Origin of the sequence: Bradyrhizobium sp. STM 3843 (assembly GCF_000239815.1) — a bacterium.
Lineage (GTDB): Bacteria > Pseudomonadota > Alphaproteobacteria > Rhizobiales > Xanthobacteraceae > Bradyrhizobium.
Genome location: NZ_CAFK01000250.1, coordinates 1 through 17,070 on the forward strand (window position 1 = coordinate 1; position 17,070 = coordinate 17,070).

Below are 17,070 nucleotides of genomic sequence, written 5' to 3' on the forward strand. Positions count from 1 at the left end.
TTCCCTGCACCCTCTCGACTTCTAAGGAGGGTCTCAATCTCGCAAAGCTCGGGCGTAGCAGCCGCGAGAACGCAGCTCCATGCCGGCGCGGGAGGAGAGCTGCTTGGAGCGAAGCCAAAATGAGAAATTTCGGCTCATTTTTCTCTGCTCGAAATGGTAACAACATCGCGCAGTCGGTGTGAAGGCATCTAACTTTGGCAAAACTTTCGGCACCGTACAGAGCACATTCAATCGCAGTTGATTCCAACATGATCGACGTTTTGGTGATCGGCGGCGGCAGTAGCGCGCTTTGCGCCGCCATTGCGGCGCGCCACCACGGTGCATCGGTTCGTCTGATTGAACGGGCGCCGAGACAGCTGAGAGGTGGAAACACACGTCATGCACGCAATTTCCGCCTCATGCATGAGCGGCCGACACCATGGGCGCCTGATACCTATAGCGAAGAGGCCTTCCTCCAGGATCTGGTCAGCGTGACCGATGGCGCGACCGACCAGCGGTTGGCGCGTCTGCTCGTTCAAGGCTCTGCAACGATTGCGGACTGGCTCAGCGACAAGGGCGTCCGCCTGCAACGTCCAGCAGACACCTACACGTCATACTCTCAGCGAACCGCTTTCCTGCTTGGTGGCGGCAAAGCCATGGTCAACGCGCTCTACGCGGCCGCGGCCCGTCTCGGGGTTGCAACCAGCTATGAGAGCGAACTGATCGGGCTCGATTGCGCGGACGAACATCAGTGTCGCGCCAGCATCAGACGCGGCGTCGCCATCGAGAAAATCGTGGCAAAGGCCGCCGTCGTTTGCGCGGGCGGTCATCAGGCCGATCTCGACTGGCTGCGCGAAGACTTTGGCGCCGCAGTCGACGGTTTTGCTGTGCGCGGAACGCCCTACGCTGACGGCGCGGCCTTGCGTCTCCTGCTCGATGCCGGCGCAAGGCCGATCGGCGATCCGGGCCGGTCTCACATGGTTGCAGTCGACGCCCGTGGCCCCAAATTCGACGGTGGGATCGTGACCCGCATCACCGCAATCCCCCACGGCATCGTTGTTGACCGCGACGGCCGGCGATTTGCAGACGAGCGCGCAAACATGAGCAAGTCGCATTTTGCCGAATGGGGCGCACGTATCGCCAACTGCGCCGGGCAGATCGCGTTCCTGATCCTGGATTCCAGAGGTCTCGCACGGGCGCGGCCCTCGGCACTACCACCGATCCAAGCCGACAGCATCGCCGGTCTTGCTGCGAAACTGCAGGTCGATCCCACAGCACTTGAAGTGACGGTGAGAGATTTCAACGCCTCAATCGCCGCGACAGACGGCATGTCGCCACGCCGATGCGCGCTCGCGGAACCGCCGTTTGCCTGCTATCCCCTGCGTCCTGGCCTCACCTTCATTCACTATGGTGTCGCCGTCGATCCGCAGATGCGCGTGATGACGAACAGCGGGCCGCCCCTCGCCCATCTGTTCGCCGCCGGCATGATCATGGCGGCAAATGTGCTAGGTCGGGGTTATCTCTCCGGCATAGGCCTCACCATCTCCACCGTGTTTGGTCGCCTCGCCGGCGAGGCGGCTGCGCGGCATGCCGCGCGCCGCTGATGCTACCCGACCGGCTTGTCCGATGCGACATAGGAGAATCCCGGCGCGCTGTGAAGGAAGCCGTTGGCGACCGGGACATTCGGGTAGATCTGTTCGATGTGCCGGCAGCCTGCCTCGGCATCTTTGCGACCGTCCAGCACGTCACGAAACGTCCTGGCGACTTCGACCATGTCGCAGGCCTGGGGCGACAGCCGCAACGAACGGACACCGCCTTGTTCGAGCTTCTCGACATCGCGCAGGAGATTGGTACAGGCGTGCGAAAGTGTTTGCACGCCGTTGATGGTCAGGAAATCCTGGTTGTCGAGGGTCTTCACCACCAGCCCGTCCATATCCTTGTCGCAGACGAACCGGCAATTGTCCTTCGCGAGCTTATGGACTCGCGCATGATAGCAGCGGGCGGAAATCGCAAGCGGCGTGCGCCCGAACGCGAACACCTCAATGACCACCTGCGGCACGGCTGCCGTGATGGCTGCGACCGAGGCGAGCGGCAATTCCGGAGGCAGGCAGATCCGCATCGCGCCTTGTGCTGCATGAAACGATGCAGCCGCCTCGTTATAGATGTTGACGAACGGTCCGATGGCATGAGGCCGTCCGGAGATCGACCTCAGGCAGGTCAGGTCATTCACCTCGACCAGCCCGTCCGCAACTTCCGCCAGCGCCGCCGTCTGGCGTCGCTCGCGCGGCTGCGACACCAGAATGAGAGAACCGAGCAACACCGTCTTGCCGGCCCTTTCGAGCCGCTCGATGACCGCAGGCAGGTGCTCATCGAAGAAAGGCGCGCGCTTCGAGCACACGATCTCGCCGACCGCCACCACATCGACGGGCGCCTCGTCGGCGATACGAAAATAGAAGTCGCGCCAGTGGTCCGGCGGCCAATTGTACAGGACGGGCCCGAGACTGAGTTGCATGGTCAACGCCAATTCTTTCAACGCCAAAACTTGTCAACGCCAAGTCTTGTCAACGCCAGGTCTTGCGATAGGCGCCCAGTGTGGATGCCTGGCCTTCGGTGAACGGTTTCAAGCGCGTGACATCCGCCTCGCCTCCCGTTTCAAGCGCGGTCAGCGCGTGGCGGAAATGCCGGACCACGCTTTCCACGTAGGCGCGCCCGCGCTGCCTCCCCTCGATCTTCAGCGCGCTGACGCCGGCGTCGCGCAACCCGGAGAGCAGCCTCGTCGCATCCAGGCTGACTGGATCCTCGAAGATGTAGCCGGCACCAAGCTCGGTCGAGAACCGTCCCTTGCACAGCGTTGGATAGCCGGCCGGCTCGTCGGGCGCGAATTGATTGATCGTGAAACCACCGAGCCGCGAACTCACGCCTTGCGCCGTCTGCGCATAGGCCACGTGGCTTGCCGGCGAGCAAACGCCCTGCATGTTTGGCGATTTTGCGGTGGCATAAGACGAGAGCGAGCAGCGCCCCTCGGCCATCACACACAGGCCACCGAACACGAAGACCTCGGTCTCGCAACTGACCTCCCGCGTGATCGCGGCGATCTCCGGCACGCTGAGCACACGCGGCAGCACCACACGCCGCGCCCCGAAGGTCTCGACGTAATAGGCGATCGCGTCCGGATTGGCTGCGGCGGCCTGCACCGACACGTGCAGGCGCTGCGCGGGATGATGCCGCGCAGCGTAATCCATCAGCCCGATATCGGCCAGGATCAGTGCGTCCGCGCCGGCCTTGACCGCATCGTCCACAGCGCGTTGCCACAGCTCCAGCGCCGACGCACGCGGAAACGTGTTGATCGCGACCAGGATCTTGACACCGCGGCCATGGGCAAACGTGATCGCCTCGGACAACTCGCTGCGGCTGAAATTGAGGCCCGGAAAGTTTCGGGCGTTGGTTTCGTCGTTGAAGCCGCAATAGATCGCATCGGCACCAGCCTCGATGGCGGATTTCAAGGCCGAAGGCGTGCCAGCCGGACAAATCAGCTCCATCAGCTAAGCCTGTCTTGCAATTGCGCGGACCGAAGAATGGCGTCACGCGCCGCGCCGAGAAGGCGCCTGACCGGCTCGCCCAAGGGTCCGAACAGGCCGCCAATCTCGGCAGCCATGTCGAGCCGCGCGTCATCGATCGCATTGCGCAAGGCGAGCACGGCCTCCACGTCGCCCTCGATCGCGAGCTGCCGCGAGAACATCAGGGCGTCGCCATCGAGGCGCCCTTCGACCAAGGCAAGCAGATTGGCCATCGAGGACGATATCTGTGCGTCGGCGTCGGCAGATAGCTCGCGCACAACCGACAGGCATGGACGCTGCGCGGCGGCCTCGATCACGAAGATGAAAGGCAGGTCGGTCGGCTTGATTGCAAACCGCTTGCCTGCATGCGGCCCGAGCCGGTCGAAGATTTGTGGATTGCGGCTCAAGATCCGATCCAGGAAGCCGTTGAGCACGAATTCGAGAGGCGGCAACGGCAACGGACTGATCGCACGCCCGAGCAAGGGCGGGATCAAGGGCAACGCATCGGTTGATGTGGAGAAGAGGGATCTCATGCGAACGCTTCTAGGACGGATCGCCCGCCTGCGTATTTGACGCGGAACAATGAGCCCTCGAAATCTCCCGGCTAAGGCTTGCTTTTCTGGAGAGGCTCCTTGCTGCAACGTGATGTTCCTCGCTTTCGCGAGCTGTCTGATTTTCTGCGCTTTATCGAAAGTCGGGGACAGTTGCGTCGCATTCGCGACAAGGTCTCGGTCGTCCATGACGTGACGGAGATCCATCGCCGCGTCCTCGCCGACGGTGGCCCTGCGCTGCTGTTCGAGCAGCCGGTCAAGGCCGATGGCAGCCCGTCGACGATGCCGCTCCTGACCAATCTGTTCGGCACCGTCGAACGGGTGGCATGGGGCCTCGGCATCAAGCCGGAGCGGCTGGAAGAGCTCGGCGGGCTGATGGCCGAACTACGTGCCCCCCGCCCTCCGCAAAATCTCAAAGAGGCCTGGCACAAGCTTCCGCTGGCGCGCGCCGCGCTCGCAACAAGGCCGCGGGCGCGGCCAAGCGCTTCCGTGCAGGAATGCGTTGCGACCGGCGAGGCCGTTGATCTCGGCGCCTTGCCCGCGCAAATCTGCTGGCCGGGCGAGCCGGCGCCGCTGATCACCTGGCCATTGGTCATCACGGCGCCGGCGGAGACTTGCATAGGCGAGCAGGAGAATGTCGGCGTCTACCGGATGCAGGTCCTCTCCCGCGACCGCGCCATCATCCGCTGGCTCGCGCATCGCGGTGGCGCTCGCCACCACCAGCAATGGAAGGTGCTCGGCCGCGACATGCCGGTCGCCGTCGTGATCGGCGCCGATCCCGCTACGATCTTGAGCGCCGTGCTGCCCCTGCCCGAAACCATCTCCGAGCTCCGTTTCGCCGGCATCTTACGCGGCGAGCGGCCCAATCTGATCAGCTGCCGGACCGTGCCGCTATCGGTGCCGGCCGAGGCGGAAATCATCATCGAAGGCTTTGTCTCGGCAACGGACACCGCGCCCGAAGGGCCGTATGGCGATCATACCGGCTACTACAATGCGGTCGAGGCCTTTCCAGTGCTTAAAGTCACCGCCATCACGGCACGGAAGCACCCGATGTATCTCTCCACCTTCACCGGACGCGCGCCCGATGAACCGTCTCGAATTGGGGAGGCGCTGAACCGGCTGTTCGTGCCGCTGATACGCCAGCAATTTCCTGAGGTGGTCGATTGCTTCCTGCCGCCGGAGGCCTGCTCTTACCGGATCGCGATTGCCGCGATCCGGAAGCGCTATCCCGGCCAGGCGCGCCGCGTGATGCTGGGCCTGTGGTCGATGCTCCCCCAGTTTATGTACACGAAACTTCTCATCGTCGTCGACGACGACATCGACATCCGCGACTGGCATGCGGTGATGTGGGCGGTTGCGACGCGCACCGACTCCTCGCGTGATCTGGTGACGCTCACCGATACACCGATCGACTATCTCGACTTCGCCTCGCCGAAATCCGGCCTCGGCGGCAAGCTCGGCATCGATGCCACGACCAAGATTGGACCGGAGACAGAGCGGATCTGGGGCGAGCCGCTTGGCATGGACGCTGCAGTGGTCGCACGGGTCGACGCCATGTGGCCTCGGCTCGGCCTCGCTGAACCGCTCCGGCAAACGCCGAGGGTCACATGAACGAGCGCCAGATGAACGAGCGTCTTGGCGTGATCGTCGGCATCAGCGGCGCGTCCGGCGCGGCAATCGGCGCGCGTATCGTCTCGCGGCTTGCTGCCCATCCGAATTGCGACGTCCATCTCGTGGTCTCGCCGGCGGCCGAACGCACGCTGGCCGAGGAGGTCGGCCCAGATGCACTGGCGCGCCTGAACGGCCTCGCCTTCCGCCACCACACGCATTCAGACATTGGTGCCAGCATTGCGAGCGGCTCTTATCCAGTCGCCGGCATGATCGTGGCGCCCTGCTCGATCCGCACCTTGTCCGCCATCGCGTGGGGCCAGCTCAACGATCTCTTGGTACGTGCGGCCGACGTGCAGCTCAAGGAGCGGCGCAGGCTGGTCCTGTTGGTGCGCGAGAGTCCGCTGCATCTCGGCCATTTGCGTTCCATGACCCAGGTCGCCGAGATCGGCGCGATCATTGCTCCGCCTGTGCCGGCGTTCTACCTCAAGCCTCAGTCGCTGGCCGACGTCATCGACCAGATGGCCTGCCGCGCGATCAATCTCCTCGATCTGCCGGGCGTGCGCGCACCGGCGCAGGCCTGGCCCGGGCAGCCCTGACAGCCGTCGCATGCGCGGTTCGAACGTCCTGGCGCAAGCCGAGCACGGACTGTCGCCATCAATTGCTGTTGGCGAACCCGAGTTCGGTGCGGGCTTCGTTCGTCATCATGGCTGGCGTCCAGGGCGGCTCGAATGTCATCACGACGTTCACGGAGCGAATGCCAGGTACTGTTGCGGCCCTCGCGACACCCTCCTTGAGGAAGACCGCGGCCGGACAGCCGCGGGTCGTCGCCGTCATCGTAATGCACGCTTCACCATTGGTAACTGCGATATCGTAGACGAAGCCGAGATCGACGATGTTGAACCCGAGTTCGGGGTCGATCACGACGCGCAACGCGTCCCTGATCCGGTCGGTGAGATGTTCGGTCATGCCGGCGCCCGTACGGTCAATTCGTAGGTCGATCCATCGGGTGTAAAGCCACCGAGCCATCGGAACCCACGCTTCTCCAGTTGCGGGAAGAGGAAAACCGGCTCGCGGCACAGCAACGCGGAGAGGGTTTCGCCGGGACCGAGCTGCTCGGCCGCGCCCAGAATCTTGACCATCGGCTCCGGAGGGTCCAAGTCCCGGTTGTCGAGCGTGATCTTTGGCTCAGGCCAATCGTCGAAAGGCTGGGCCGGTGGTGGCGCCGATGACGCGGGCCGCGCTTCGGGAGTGAACAGCACTTCCCATTCGCCGCGATCGAGCTCCCTTTCGGCGTAAGCAAATCCCTTTTCGGCCATCACTGCGAAGAGTGGAACCGGTTTGAATGGGGCATAAAGGCGAAGTCCCTGGCCAGGCGCGAGCTGAGCGAGCGCAGCCATGATGGCGGAGAACGGCTCATTCCCGGCGCGCAGGATCGGACGGACGTCGAGATCGATGCAGTCGGTCATGGTTGCTTCCTTTCTAGCGGGCATGCAATAGGCAAGGCTCCGTCACTCCGTTCGGCAGTCGCAACGGCTCGGCGACATCCGTGAGCCGTCGCGTACGGACGAACTCATGGATGATTCCTCCCGTCGCGACCGCCATCGCAAGCGCGGCGACGCGGAATAACGTCCCTTCTCCTGCGAGCAGAAGCGCGGTTGCGACCCAGACGGCAGCGAAATAGGCACCGAACCATTTCTTGGCGCGCGCTTCGACGACGAGTTCTTGAACACGCGGCATCGGCGCACGTCCCATGACCGGACCATAGGCCTCCAGCCAAGTGAGGAAGGCTACGATCTTGTGGAGCTTCGCCAGCACAAGACCGGAGAGCCAGCCGAAGGCGATCAGGAAAGCGAACGCGCCGGCATACGGTGCAAAGGAGCCGGTCGCAGCAAGCACAGCTCCCAGCACGGCGGCAACGAGGAGGCTCAAGAACCCATACGCCGCCATCTGGGTGTTGAGCTCGAGCTGCCGCCGTTTGCGTTTTCGGTAGAGTTCGATCACATCGCGACCGTAGAGCGCGATGGTAGCAAGACCAAACACGCCGGCCCATAGAAGCACAGCGCCAAGCCCGCTGGCCGCCTCGATCGCGACGAGACCGCCAACGACCGCGACGCAGAGCGTCAGCGCGCCGACGAAAAGCGTGACCCTGCTCTGCCGCTCGTCGACGTCGGGAGACAGCATGAACATGGCAAGCAACCGATAGCTAACGCCCATCGCGGTCAAAGTGAGCCAACCGCCGAGGCCGGCGATCGCGTGGAGCGGGACGCCGGATTCCAGCACCGAATCGATTGCCGCTCCGCCGTAGCCGGCAAGCTGCGAGGCAAACGTGGCCCCGAGCGCGACCGTAACGCACAGCGATGCCATACCAACGAGCACGAACCGCGCAGATGCGTCCAGCGATTTGGCACTCTGGACCGTGAGCACGACGTCCGCTGCGATCAAACCGAAGCCGGCGATCAGCAGACAGGCTCCGAGCGGCAGCAGCCAGAGCCATAGCGGCAGATGGCCGCCGAGCGCGAGGAAGCCGCATAGCAGTGCGATGAGCCCCGCCGTCAAAAGAACAAGAGCGGGCAACGCCCAGTTTTCGGCGAACAAAGGTCGGGAGACCAGCACTGGAACGAACTGCAGCAAAGCCCCGCACATCGCCGTACTGAGCCAGCCGATTGAAACCATGTGCACCAGGACGAGCGTATCGGGCGAGGCAAGATCTGCGGACGGAAAGCCGAACCCTGCCGCCATGAGCGCCTCAGCCCCGAACAGCCATGCTGTGGCGGCTGCGAAGTAGCTCATCGTCCATCGTGATATTGCGGCGCCGACCATGGTCGTTTCACATCTCGCGCACGATGCAGGCCAAAAGAGACTGGCGAACCCATTTTCTGGATCGTCGCCGTCGTTACACTAGCCGTCTCGTTTGGGCGCTCTTTGTCTAGGCACAAAGATCGACGACATCAGCCGTGCTGTTTGCTCTCCGAGAAAGGCCGGGATCTGTCCGGCTATGAGCTCCAGCCGCCGAACAGACGGAGGACCATGGATCCGCATTTGGAGAGATCGCGGATAGTCGCCGGAGGAGAGCGACCGTCGGAGAAAGGTCGCTCGGGGCCATTACCGCTGATCTGCTAAATTGCATCGAGCAAGCGACGGCGTCTCCCGTTGCGGAGCCCGTTTACCTTTGATGCCAGTCATTCTGTGCGCAAGCGCAACTTCTGACTTTTGGAAATATTGAGGTCTGGCAACCAGGCACCTCGATCCCGAAGGAAGGATCAAGTATTTCAGTGAAAGAGTCCGCAACGGGTGCGAGTTCGCTCGAGCGAGATGCTACTTCAGACTCCCGACCCATGTCTCGATCGCGCTGATATCTTCGGGTAGCTCAAGCGAGAGATCCCCGGCAAAGTCCCTCCACGCCCGCAGATTGGCCCTCGGCACGCCGATGACCACCGTGATTTGCCGATCCATCGCGCTGACGATCAGGTCGAGCAATCCACCGCCTGAGCACTCAGCTTTGCCGAACTTATTGAGCACCAGCAGGTTCGGCCTATCCTCCATATTTCCCTCGATGCGGGCGGCGGCCTCGCTCAACGCGGCTTCATCGAGCCTGCAGCCGGCAGCACCTGCCCCGCGATCTTCAAAGATGGACGTGCAGTGACCGGTGCTGAGGTCTTCCAGCAGGACATCGCACCGCCGGCCCGGAGCGTCCGAAACCCGGCGCTGCAGGACGCCCGCCAACGACAGCCCGAGGCTGCGGGATCGCTCCACGAGCGCAGCAAAGGCCGCCTCCGGGTACACGTTGTCAGTATAGACGATTGCAGCGAGCTGCGGTGCGAGCGAAGCTGACGTGTCAAAAGCCGGGTCGGGAAGCAGTGCTGACATCGGGATTCACCTTCGAACCTGTGGCCACCGGGCCGAGACAATGGCAAATGATGGCCAAGACGGCGCCTGGTTGGATGCGCGAGCATGACCGAGACGATCGTTGATCACCTTGCCGCGCCTGTGCTCATTTCGGTCCTCTATCATGGGCCGTCACGATCCAGAGCCGGAGACGGCGAAGATGAGAACGGACGCGCTCACGAACATGCTGCTCCGCCGCCGCAGGTGCAGCCGGCATGGACCGGACGTGCCGCCTCATCCTGCTTCAGCGACCATTGGATCATCGTGGTCAGGCAATTGACGCCGGGATCATCGGCGCGCTCGATCGCGTTCATCAAGCTCAGCCAATCTTCGCTCGTTGCGAGATTGGCGAAGCGGCGCACCGCTCCCGCAGCGTATTCGCCGACCGTTTCCTCGTAGCGTTTGGCGACCTCGCCAACTCTCGCAAGCAGGGCGACGTCATGACAGGACAGCAAGGCTTCCGTCGCCTTGGCCTCCTGACTGAAGTTCCTGATGATCTCACCAAGCAGCATGGCGCGCCCCTACTGCACAAGGGGCGAAGCGGAGGAGGCGAATCCGACGCCTCTGATCTCCGCACGGCCAGCCAGCAGCGATACATATTGTGCGAGTGCGCGCCGCTGCACGCCGGCCGCGAGATAGTCGGCGATCCGATCACGTACGAGTTCGAAAGGCATGACTTGCCCCAGCGCCCGCCGATCGAGGCGAACGACATGAAAACCGAAGCGAGTCTCAACGATGGACAACTCGCCCTCGCGCATACGTGAGAGTGCGGCCTCAAACTCTTCCACCGTCTGACCGCGCGTGATTTGACCGAGGCGACCGCCATTCTCGGCCGACGTCCGGCAGTCGGATCGACCGCGCGCCAGCTCTTCGAACCGCCGAGGATCTTCCCGAACCGAGGACAGGATCGTCTCTGCCGTGGCACGCGCCACGTCGCGCGCGGCCGCCTGCTCGCGCGGCACCGCGATCAGGATATGCGCGGCCTCATAGAGGTCGCCGGTGCGGAAGCGCGGCCGGTTCTGCTCGTAGAACCGCAGACATGCGGCCTCGTTGGGAGCGGGCGTCACCACCTCGCGTTCGATCAAGGCGCGCATCGCCGCCTCCTCGGGCGTTTCGCTGCGTCCCTCTTCATCGCGCAGCGGCTCGGCCATGACGCCGAGCCGCGCCGATTCCTGCAGCAGCAATTCCCGCACCACCAGCGCCCGCGCCGCCGCCTGCCAGGCGAGGATCGGCTTTTCCGCCGGATGGTTCTGCACTTCGCGCGCGATCGCCTCGCGCGGGATGACCGTGCCATTGACGCTCACGGCCCTCGGTTTCGGGAGCGTGTCGACCAGGGAGCAATCCATGTGCCCTACTCCGCCGCCTGCAACGTGCCATTCGGGCGGCTGCGAACCACCTGGTAGCCACGACGGCCGAGATACCAGACCGGGGCGCTCCAGATGTGAACCAGACGCGTGAAGGGAAAGAGCAGAAAGATCGTCATGCCAAGAACGAGATGCGCCTTAAACACCGGGCTCACGTCCAGGATGCTGGCGGCAATGCCGGGCTGAAGCGTGAGGATGCCCTGCGCCCAGCCCATGAATTTCACCATCTCATGGCCGTCGAGATGACCGAGGGACACAGGGATGGTCGCAAGACCCAACAGAAGCTGAGCGAACAGGATCAACAGGATTGCGGTGTCGCCGAACGATGAGTTGGCCCGGATACGCGGGTCGTATAGCCTGCGGTGCGCCAACAGCGCGATCCCGATCAGGCACATCAGCCCGGCGCCGCCTCCGGCAACGATCGCCAGCATCTGCTTGAAGCTGTGCGACACGCCCAGCATGTCGAACACCCAGATCGGCGTCAGCAGGCCGACGAAATGACCGAAGAAGATAAAGAGAATGCCGACGTGGAACAGATTCGAGCCCCACATCAGCTGGCGCCGGCGCAACAGCTGGCTGGAGCCGCTACGCCATGTGTATTGCTCGCGATCGAACCGGACCAGGCTGCCGAACAGAAACACCGTGAGGCAGAGATAAGGGTACCAGCCGAAGACGATTGAATTGAGCGTTTGCATGGTCGTCCCCTATTGCATTGTTGGCGGCGCCGGGTTGACCGCCCGACGGGCGTGGCGAAGCTTCGCGATCAGCCCCTCCTTACCGCAGGCGCCCTGCCCCTGGGCGCCCGGGCCAAACCTCACTTCTTCCTCTTCCCAGGCCGCATCGAGGGCCTTGAGATCCATCGGATCTGAGTCGGGGCTCTTCAACAGCTCGTCGACGATCTCGCGCTGCGGCGCCTCATCGGCCATGGCGACCAGGGCGTCAAATACCGCTTTGTAGGGCGACTGCCTTCGGCCCAGACGCTCGGCCAAGGCGGCGAGGATATGCGCTGTGTCGGCAAGCAATAGCCGCGCTTCCTCAACGGGCCGCACCGAGAGGAATTCAAGAAAGAGCGGCAGATAGTCCGGCAGTTCGTTGGCGTCGATGACGAGGCCCGCCTTCTCGTACATGGCTCTCAAATCGATCATTGCCTGACCACGGTCCCGGCTCTCTCCATGCACATGCTCGAACAGATAGAGCGCCAGCGTCTTGCTGCGATCGAACAGTTGGCCGTACCGTTCCTGCAGATCGTAGACGTCAGTTGTCGAGACTTCGTCGATCAGGCGATCGAGCGCGCCTCGCTGCGCGGCAGGAACAAGCGCCTCGGTCTCCAGCACGTCGGCGAATTCGGCGGCTGCACCGACCAGTTCCTCGTCCGGATAGGTCAGCAGCGCGGATAGCACCTTGAAGGATCTCATCACGCCATCTCCATCGGATTTTTCGCCTTTCGCGGCGCGCCGAACAGGTTGACCTCGTTTTCACCGCCAGAGCAGCCATTGCCGAAGGTGAAGCCGCACGAACCGCGGATATCGAAGGCATCGGCTCCCAATTCACGATGGGCGGTCGGGATCACGAAGCGATCCTCGTAATTGGCGATCGCCATGATCTGATACATTTCGTCGATCTGAGCCGGGGTAAGCCCCACCTGCTTTGCGATCACCTCGTCGATCACGCCGTCGATCGTCTTGGCGCGCATGAAGGCGCGCATCGCCAGCATGCGTTCAAGGGCGAGCGCGACAGGCCTTTCGTCGCCGGCGGTCAGGAGATTGGCGAGATAGCGCATGGGAATGCGCAGCGACTTCACGTCCGGCATCTCGCCGTCGAGCCCGATCTTGCCGGCAGCCGCCGCCGAGGTGATCGGCGACAGCGGAGGTACGTACCAGACCATCGGCAGCGTGCGATATTCCGGGTGCAGCGGAAACGCGACCTTCCATTCCATCGCCATCTTCCAGATCGGCGATGCTTTGGCGGCCTCCAGCCATGCATGCGGAATGCCCTGCCGCTCTGCTTCGGCGATGATCGCGGGATCTTTGGGATCGAGGAAGATGTCGAGCTGAGCCTGGTAGAGATCCCGCTCGTCGGGCCGGCTTGCGGCGTCCGCGATGCGATCGGCGTCATACAGGACGACGCCGAGATAACGGATGCGCCCGACGCAGGTCTCCGAGCACACCGTCGGCTGACCGGCCTCGATGCGCGGATAGCAGAAGATGCACTTCTCCGATTTGCCCGATGACCAGTTGTAATAGATCTTCTTGTACGGGCAGCCGGAGACGCACATCCGCCAGCCGCGGCACTTGTCCTGATCGATCAGGACGATGCCGTCCTCCTCGCGCTTGTAGATCGCGCCGGACGGACAGGACGCAACGCAGGCCGGATTGAGGCAGTGCTCGCACAGTCGCGGCAGATACATCATGAAGGTGTTTTCGAACTGGCCGTAGATGTCCTTCTGCACGCCGTCGAAATTGTAGTCCTGCGAGCGCTTGGCGAACTCGCCGCCGAGGATCTCTTCCCAGTTGGGTCCCCATTCGATCTTTTCCATCCGCTCGCCCGAGACGAGCGAGCGCGGCCGCGCGGTCGGCACCGCGGGCTGTTCCGGCGCCTGCTGCAGATGCGGATAGTCGAACGTGAAAGGCTCGTAGTAGTCGTCGATCTCCGGCAGGTCCGGATTGGCGAAGATGTTAGCCAGCACCCGCCACTTGCCGCCGATGCGCGGCTGGATCGAGCCGTTCCGGTTGCGTTTCCAGCCGCCCTTCCAGCGCGCCTGGTTCTCCCAATCCTTGGGATAGCCAATGCCGGGCTTGGTCTCGACATTGTTGAACCAAGCGTATTCCATGCCCTCGCGGCTGGTCCAGACGTTCTTGCAGGTGACGCTGCAAGTATGACAACCGATGCACTTATCGAGGTTGAGCACCATCGCAATTTGAGCGCGGATCTTCATTCTGCGGCCTCCAGGCTGGTCTTGCCGGACTGCTCGGTGACGGGTCGATCCAGCCAGTCGATTTTGGACATCTTGCGGACGATGACGAATTCGTCACGGTTGGAGCCGACCGTTCCGTAGTAGTTGAAGCCATACGCCTGCTGCGCATACCCGCCGATCATGTGCGTGGGTTTGAGGACCGCGCGCGTGACCGAGTTGTGGATGCCACCTCGCTGCCCGGTTTGCTCCGATCCAGGTACGTTCACGATCTTCTCCTGTGCGTGATACATCATGCACATGCCCTGCTTCACTCGCTGCGAGACCACGGCGCGCGCCACCAGCGCGCCGTTGGTGTTGTAGGCCTCGATCCAGTCGTTATCGACGATGCCGGCGGCCTTGGCATCGATCTCGCTGATCCAGACGATCGGACCACCGCGCGACAACGTCAGCATCAGGAGGTTGTCGGTATAGGTGGAATGGATGCCCCACTTCTGATGCGGCGTGATGAAGTTCAACACCACCTGCGCATTGCCGTTCGGCTTGCGATCGATCACCGGCTTGACCGTCTTGGTGTCGATCGGCGGGCGGTAGACGCAGAAGCCCTCGCCGAAGGCGCGCATCCAGAGATGGTCCTGATAGAGCTGCTGGCGGCCGGTCAACGTACGCCACGGGATCAGTTCATGGACGTTGGTATAGCCTGCGTTGTAGCAGACCTTTTCCGACTCGAGGCCGGACCAGATCGGTGACGAGATGATCTTGCGCGGCTGCGCGACGATGTCGCGATAACGGATCTTCTCGTCCTCTTTGGGCAGCGCCAGATGCGTATGATTTCGGCCGGTAAAGCCCTGCAACGAGGTCCAAGCCTTGACCGCGACCTCGCCATTGGTTTCCGGCGCCAGGCTCAGGATCACCTCGCAGGCATCGATGGCGGTATCGATCCGGGCGAGCCCCTTGGTCGGCCCTTCCTCGGTCACCGAGCCGTTGAGCTTCTTGAGCAGCTCGACCTCATGGTCGGTATTCCAGGCCATGCCCTTGCCGCCATTGCCGAGCTTTTTCATCAGCGGTCCGAGGGAAGTGAACCGCTTGTAGAGGTTCGGGTAGTCGCGCTCGACCACGGTCACGGCCGGCATTGTCTTGCCGGCGATCGGCTCGATCTCACCTTTCTTCCAATCCTTCACGTCGAACGGCTGGGCAATCTCCCCCGCGCTGTCGTGCATGATGGGTGTGAGCACGACGTCCTTTTCGACGCCGAGAACCTCCGGGGCGACCTTGGAGAAGGCCTCCGCTATCCCCTTGTAGATGTCCCAATCGCTGCGCGCCTCCCACACCGGATCGATCGCAGCGGACAGCGGGTGAATGAAGGGATGCATGTCCGAGGTATTGAGATCGTTCTTCTCATACCAGGTCGCGGTTGGCAGGACGATGTCGGAATACATGCAGGTGGTCGACATCCGGAAATCGAGCGTGACCAGGAGGTCGAGCTTGCCCTCAGGCGCCTGGTCGCGCCACTTCACGTCAATCGATTTCCTGCCGCCGTCCTCACCCAGATCCTTGCCAAGCACGCCGTGCTTGGTGCCGAGCAGATGCTTCAGGAAGTATTCGTGACCCTTGCCCGAGGCGCCAAGCAGGTTGGAACGCCAGATGAACATGTTGCGCGGCCAGTTGCTGGGATCATCGGGATCCTCGCAGGACAGTTGAAGTTCGCCGGACTTCAGCGCTCTCGCGACATAATCCTTGGCTTCCAGACCGGACGCTGCGGCGAGCGCGGCGACCTTGAGAGGATTGGTCTTCAACTGCGGCGCTGACGGCAGCCAGCCCATGCGCTCGGCGCGCGCATTGTAGTCGATCAATGCGCCGTCCCAGGGCCCGGCCGGTGCCGTCGGCGACAGGATCTCGCGTACATCCAGCGTCTCGTAGCGCCACTGATCCGTATGCGCGTAGAACGCCGAGGTCGAGTTCATCTGGCGCGGCGGACGTCCCCAGTCGAGCCCGAAGGCGAGCGGCGTCCAGCCGGACTGCGGACGCAGCTTTTCCTGACCGACATAGTGCGACCAACCGCCGCCGGACTGGCCGACGCAACCGCACATCACCAGCATATTGATGATGCCGCGATAGTTCATGTCCATGTGGTACCAGTGGTTCAACCCGGCGCCGACGATGACCATGGAGCGGCCACCGGTCTTTTCGGCGTTGCGGGCAAACTCCCGGGCGACCGTGATGATCTGATCGCGCGGGACGCCCGAGATCCGTTCCGCCCATGCCGGCGTGTACGGCTCGACATCGTCGTAGCTCTTGCCCAGATGCTCGCCTCCGAAGCCGCGATCGACTCCGTAGTTGGCGACGAACAGATCGAACACGGACGCCACCAGAACATCGCCGTCCTTCAGCGCGAGGCGCTTGGCCGGGACCTTCCGCACCAGGACGTCCGGATGATCGGTGCCACGGAAGTGATCGTGCTCACGATTGCCGAAATAGGGAAAGGCAACGTCGGCCAGTTCGTCCTTGATCTCCGCAAGCGAGAGACGGAGCTTGGTTGCGCGGCTCGTGCTGTCCTTTTCCTCCAGGTTCCACTTGCCCTTCTCGCCCCAACGGAAGCCGACGGAGCCGTTGGGCACGACGAGGTCGCCGGTGGTCTCATCGTAAGCCACCGTCTTCCACTCGGGATTGTTCGACTGATCGAGCGAAGTGGCGAAATCCGAGGCGCGCACGAACCGCTCAGGGACGAGCCGGCCCTCGGATTTCACCAAACGCACCAGAAATGGCATGTCCGTATACTGGCGCGCGTAATCGTTGAAATACTTGGTCTGACGATCGATGTGGAATTCTTTCAGGATCACGTGGCCCATGGCCATAGCCAGGGCGGCATCGGTTCCCTGCTTCGGCGAGACCCACAAATCCGCGAATTTCGACGCCTCAGAGTAGTCGGGGCAGATCACCACGCTCTTGGCGCCCTTGTAGCGGACCTCGGTATAGAAGTGCGCATCGGGCGTCCGTGTCTGCGGGACGTTGGACCCCCAGAGAATCAGGAAGCCCGAATTGTACCAATCCGCGCTTTCCGGCACGTCGGTCTGCTCGCCCCAGGTCTGCGGCGATGCCGGCGGCAAGTCGCAATACCAATCGTAGAAAGACATGCAGACGCCACCGAGCAGCGACAGATAGCGTGCGCCGGCCGCGTAGCTCACCATCGACATGGCCGGGATTGGCGAGAA

16 protein-coding genes are annotated in these 17,070 nt (G+C 62.9%); 3 read left to right on the top strand and 13 right to left on the bottom strand.

Going from position 1 to position 17,070, the window contains the following annotated elements; all coding sequences use genetic code 11:
• Positions 1-248: 248 nt before the first annotated feature.
• Positions 249-1,583, top strand: a complete 1,335-nt coding sequence (gene tcuA / locus BRAS3843_RS25510; RefSeq protein WP_008971980.1) for an FAD-dependent tricarballylate dehydrogenase TcuA — start codon at positions 249-251, stop codon at positions 1,581-1,583.
• A 2-nt stretch (positions 1,584-1,585) separates the two neighbouring features.
• On the opposite strand, the gene BRAS3843_RS25515 is transcribed toward tcuA, so the two are convergent.
• From BRAS3843_RS25515 to BRAS3843_RS25525, 3 genes are read right to left on the bottom strand one after another with little or no spacing between them, the layout of a single operon-like run.
• A complete protein-coding gene (locus tag BRAS3843_RS25515) occupies positions 1,586-2,491 on the bottom strand; it encodes a U32 family peptidase (protein ID WP_008971981.1) in 906 nt (301 codons plus the stop codon).
• Positions 2,492-2,540: 49 nt separating this feature from the next.
• Complete coding sequence (locus BRAS3843_RS25520) at positions 2,541-3,518, bottom strand: peptidase U32 family protein (protein ID WP_008971982.1); 978 nt, start codon at positions 3,516-3,518, stop codon at positions 2,541-2,543.
• Positions 3,518-4,276, bottom strand: a complete 759-nt coding sequence (locus BRAS3843_RS25525) for an SCP2 sterol-binding domain-containing protein (RefSeq protein WP_244425467.1) — start codon at positions 4,274-4,276, stop codon at positions 3,518-3,520. Before BRAS3843_RS25525 ends, BRAS3843_RS25520 begins: the two co-directional genes overlap by 1 nt.
• Here BRAS3843_RS25525 and BRAS3843_RS25530 point away from each other — a divergent pair.
• Both BRAS3843_RS25530 and BRAS3843_RS25535 read left to right on the top strand, forming a co-directional pair.
• A complete protein-coding gene (locus BRAS3843_RS25530) occupies positions 4,169-5,698 on the top strand; it encodes a UbiD family decarboxylase (protein WP_008971984.1) in 1,530 nt (509 codons plus the stop codon). The two genes, BRAS3843_RS25525 and BRAS3843_RS25530, sit on opposite strands and share 108 nt — an antisense overlap.
• Positions 5,699-5,709: 11 nt before the next feature.
• Complete coding sequence (locus tag BRAS3843_RS25535; RefSeq protein WP_035982744.1) at positions 5,710-6,294, top strand: UbiX family flavin prenyltransferase; 585 nt, start codon at positions 5,710-5,712, stop codon at positions 6,292-6,294.
• Between the two features lie 58 nt (positions 6,295-6,352).
• Here the strand turns inward: BRAS3843_RS25535 and BRAS3843_RS25540 are convergent, their stop codons facing one another.
• The 10 genes from BRAS3843_RS25540 to BRAS3843_RS25585 all read right to left on the bottom strand — a co-directional run.
• Positions 6,353-6,664: a metal-sulfur cluster assembly factor gene (locus BRAS3843_RS25540; RefSeq protein ID WP_008971986.1), complete on the bottom strand. Its 312-nt coding sequence runs from the start codon at positions 6,662-6,664 to the stop codon at positions 6,353-6,355.
• Positions 6,661-7,164, bottom strand: a complete 504-nt coding sequence (locus BRAS3843_RS25545) for a DUF2249 domain-containing protein (RefSeq protein ID WP_008971987.1) — start codon at positions 7,162-7,164, stop codon at positions 6,661-6,663. The genes BRAS3843_RS25540 and BRAS3843_RS25545 overlap by 4 nt, the downstream gene beginning before the upstream one ends.
• Before the next feature lie 13 nt (positions 7,165-7,177).
• Positions 7,178-8,488 carry a hypothetical protein gene (locus tag BRAS3843_RS25550; RefSeq protein ID WP_244425468.1) on the bottom strand — a complete coding sequence of 437 codons (1,311 nt, stop codon included), beginning with the start codon at positions 8,486-8,488 and terminating at the stop codon, positions 7,178-7,180.
• A 525-nt stretch (positions 8,489-9,013) separates the two neighbouring features.
• Complete coding sequence (locus tag BRAS3843_RS25555; protein ID WP_008971989.1) at positions 9,014-9,565, bottom strand: DUF2478 domain-containing protein; 552 nt, start codon at positions 9,563-9,565, stop codon at positions 9,014-9,016.
• A 194-nt stretch (positions 9,566-9,759) separates the two neighbouring features.
• The gene (locus tag BRAS3843_RS25560; protein ID WP_008971990.1) at positions 9,760-10,095 is read right to left on the bottom strand and encodes a hypothetical protein; all 336 of its coding nucleotides are present in this window, start codon (positions 10,093-10,095) and stop codon (positions 9,760-9,762) included.
• A 9-nt stretch (positions 10,096-10,104) separates the two neighbouring features.
• Positions 10,105-10,929: a peptidylprolyl isomerase gene (locus tag BRAS3843_RS25565; RefSeq protein ID WP_008971991.1), complete on the bottom strand. Its 825-nt coding sequence runs from the start codon at positions 10,927-10,929 to the stop codon at positions 10,105-10,107.
• A 5-nt stretch (positions 10,930-10,934) separates the two neighbouring features.
• Positions 10,935-11,642 carry a respiratory nitrate reductase subunit gamma gene (gene narI / locus BRAS3843_RS25570; protein ID WP_008971992.1) on the bottom strand — a complete coding sequence of 236 codons (708 nt, stop codon included), beginning with the start codon at positions 11,640-11,642 and terminating at the stop codon, positions 10,935-10,937.
• Positions 11,643-11,651: 9 nt separating this feature from the next.
• Positions 11,652-12,347, bottom strand: coding sequence for a nitrate reductase molybdenum cofactor assembly chaperone (narJ, locus tag BRAS3843_RS25575; protein ID WP_244425469.1), 696 nt, complete (start codon positions 12,345-12,347; stop codon positions 11,652-11,654).
• Positions 12,348-12,361: 14 nt separating this feature from the next.
• Entirely contained in the window at positions 12,362-13,882 is a 1,521-nt protein-coding gene (gene narH / locus BRAS3843_RS25580; RefSeq protein WP_035982743.1) for a nitrate reductase subunit beta, read from the bottom strand.
• The coding region (locus tag BRAS3843_RS25585) for a nitrate reductase subunit alpha (RefSeq protein ID WP_035982745.1) at positions 13,879-17,070 on the bottom strand (3,192 nt) is incomplete at its 5' end. The genes BRAS3843_RS25585 and narH, both read right to left, overlap by 4 nt.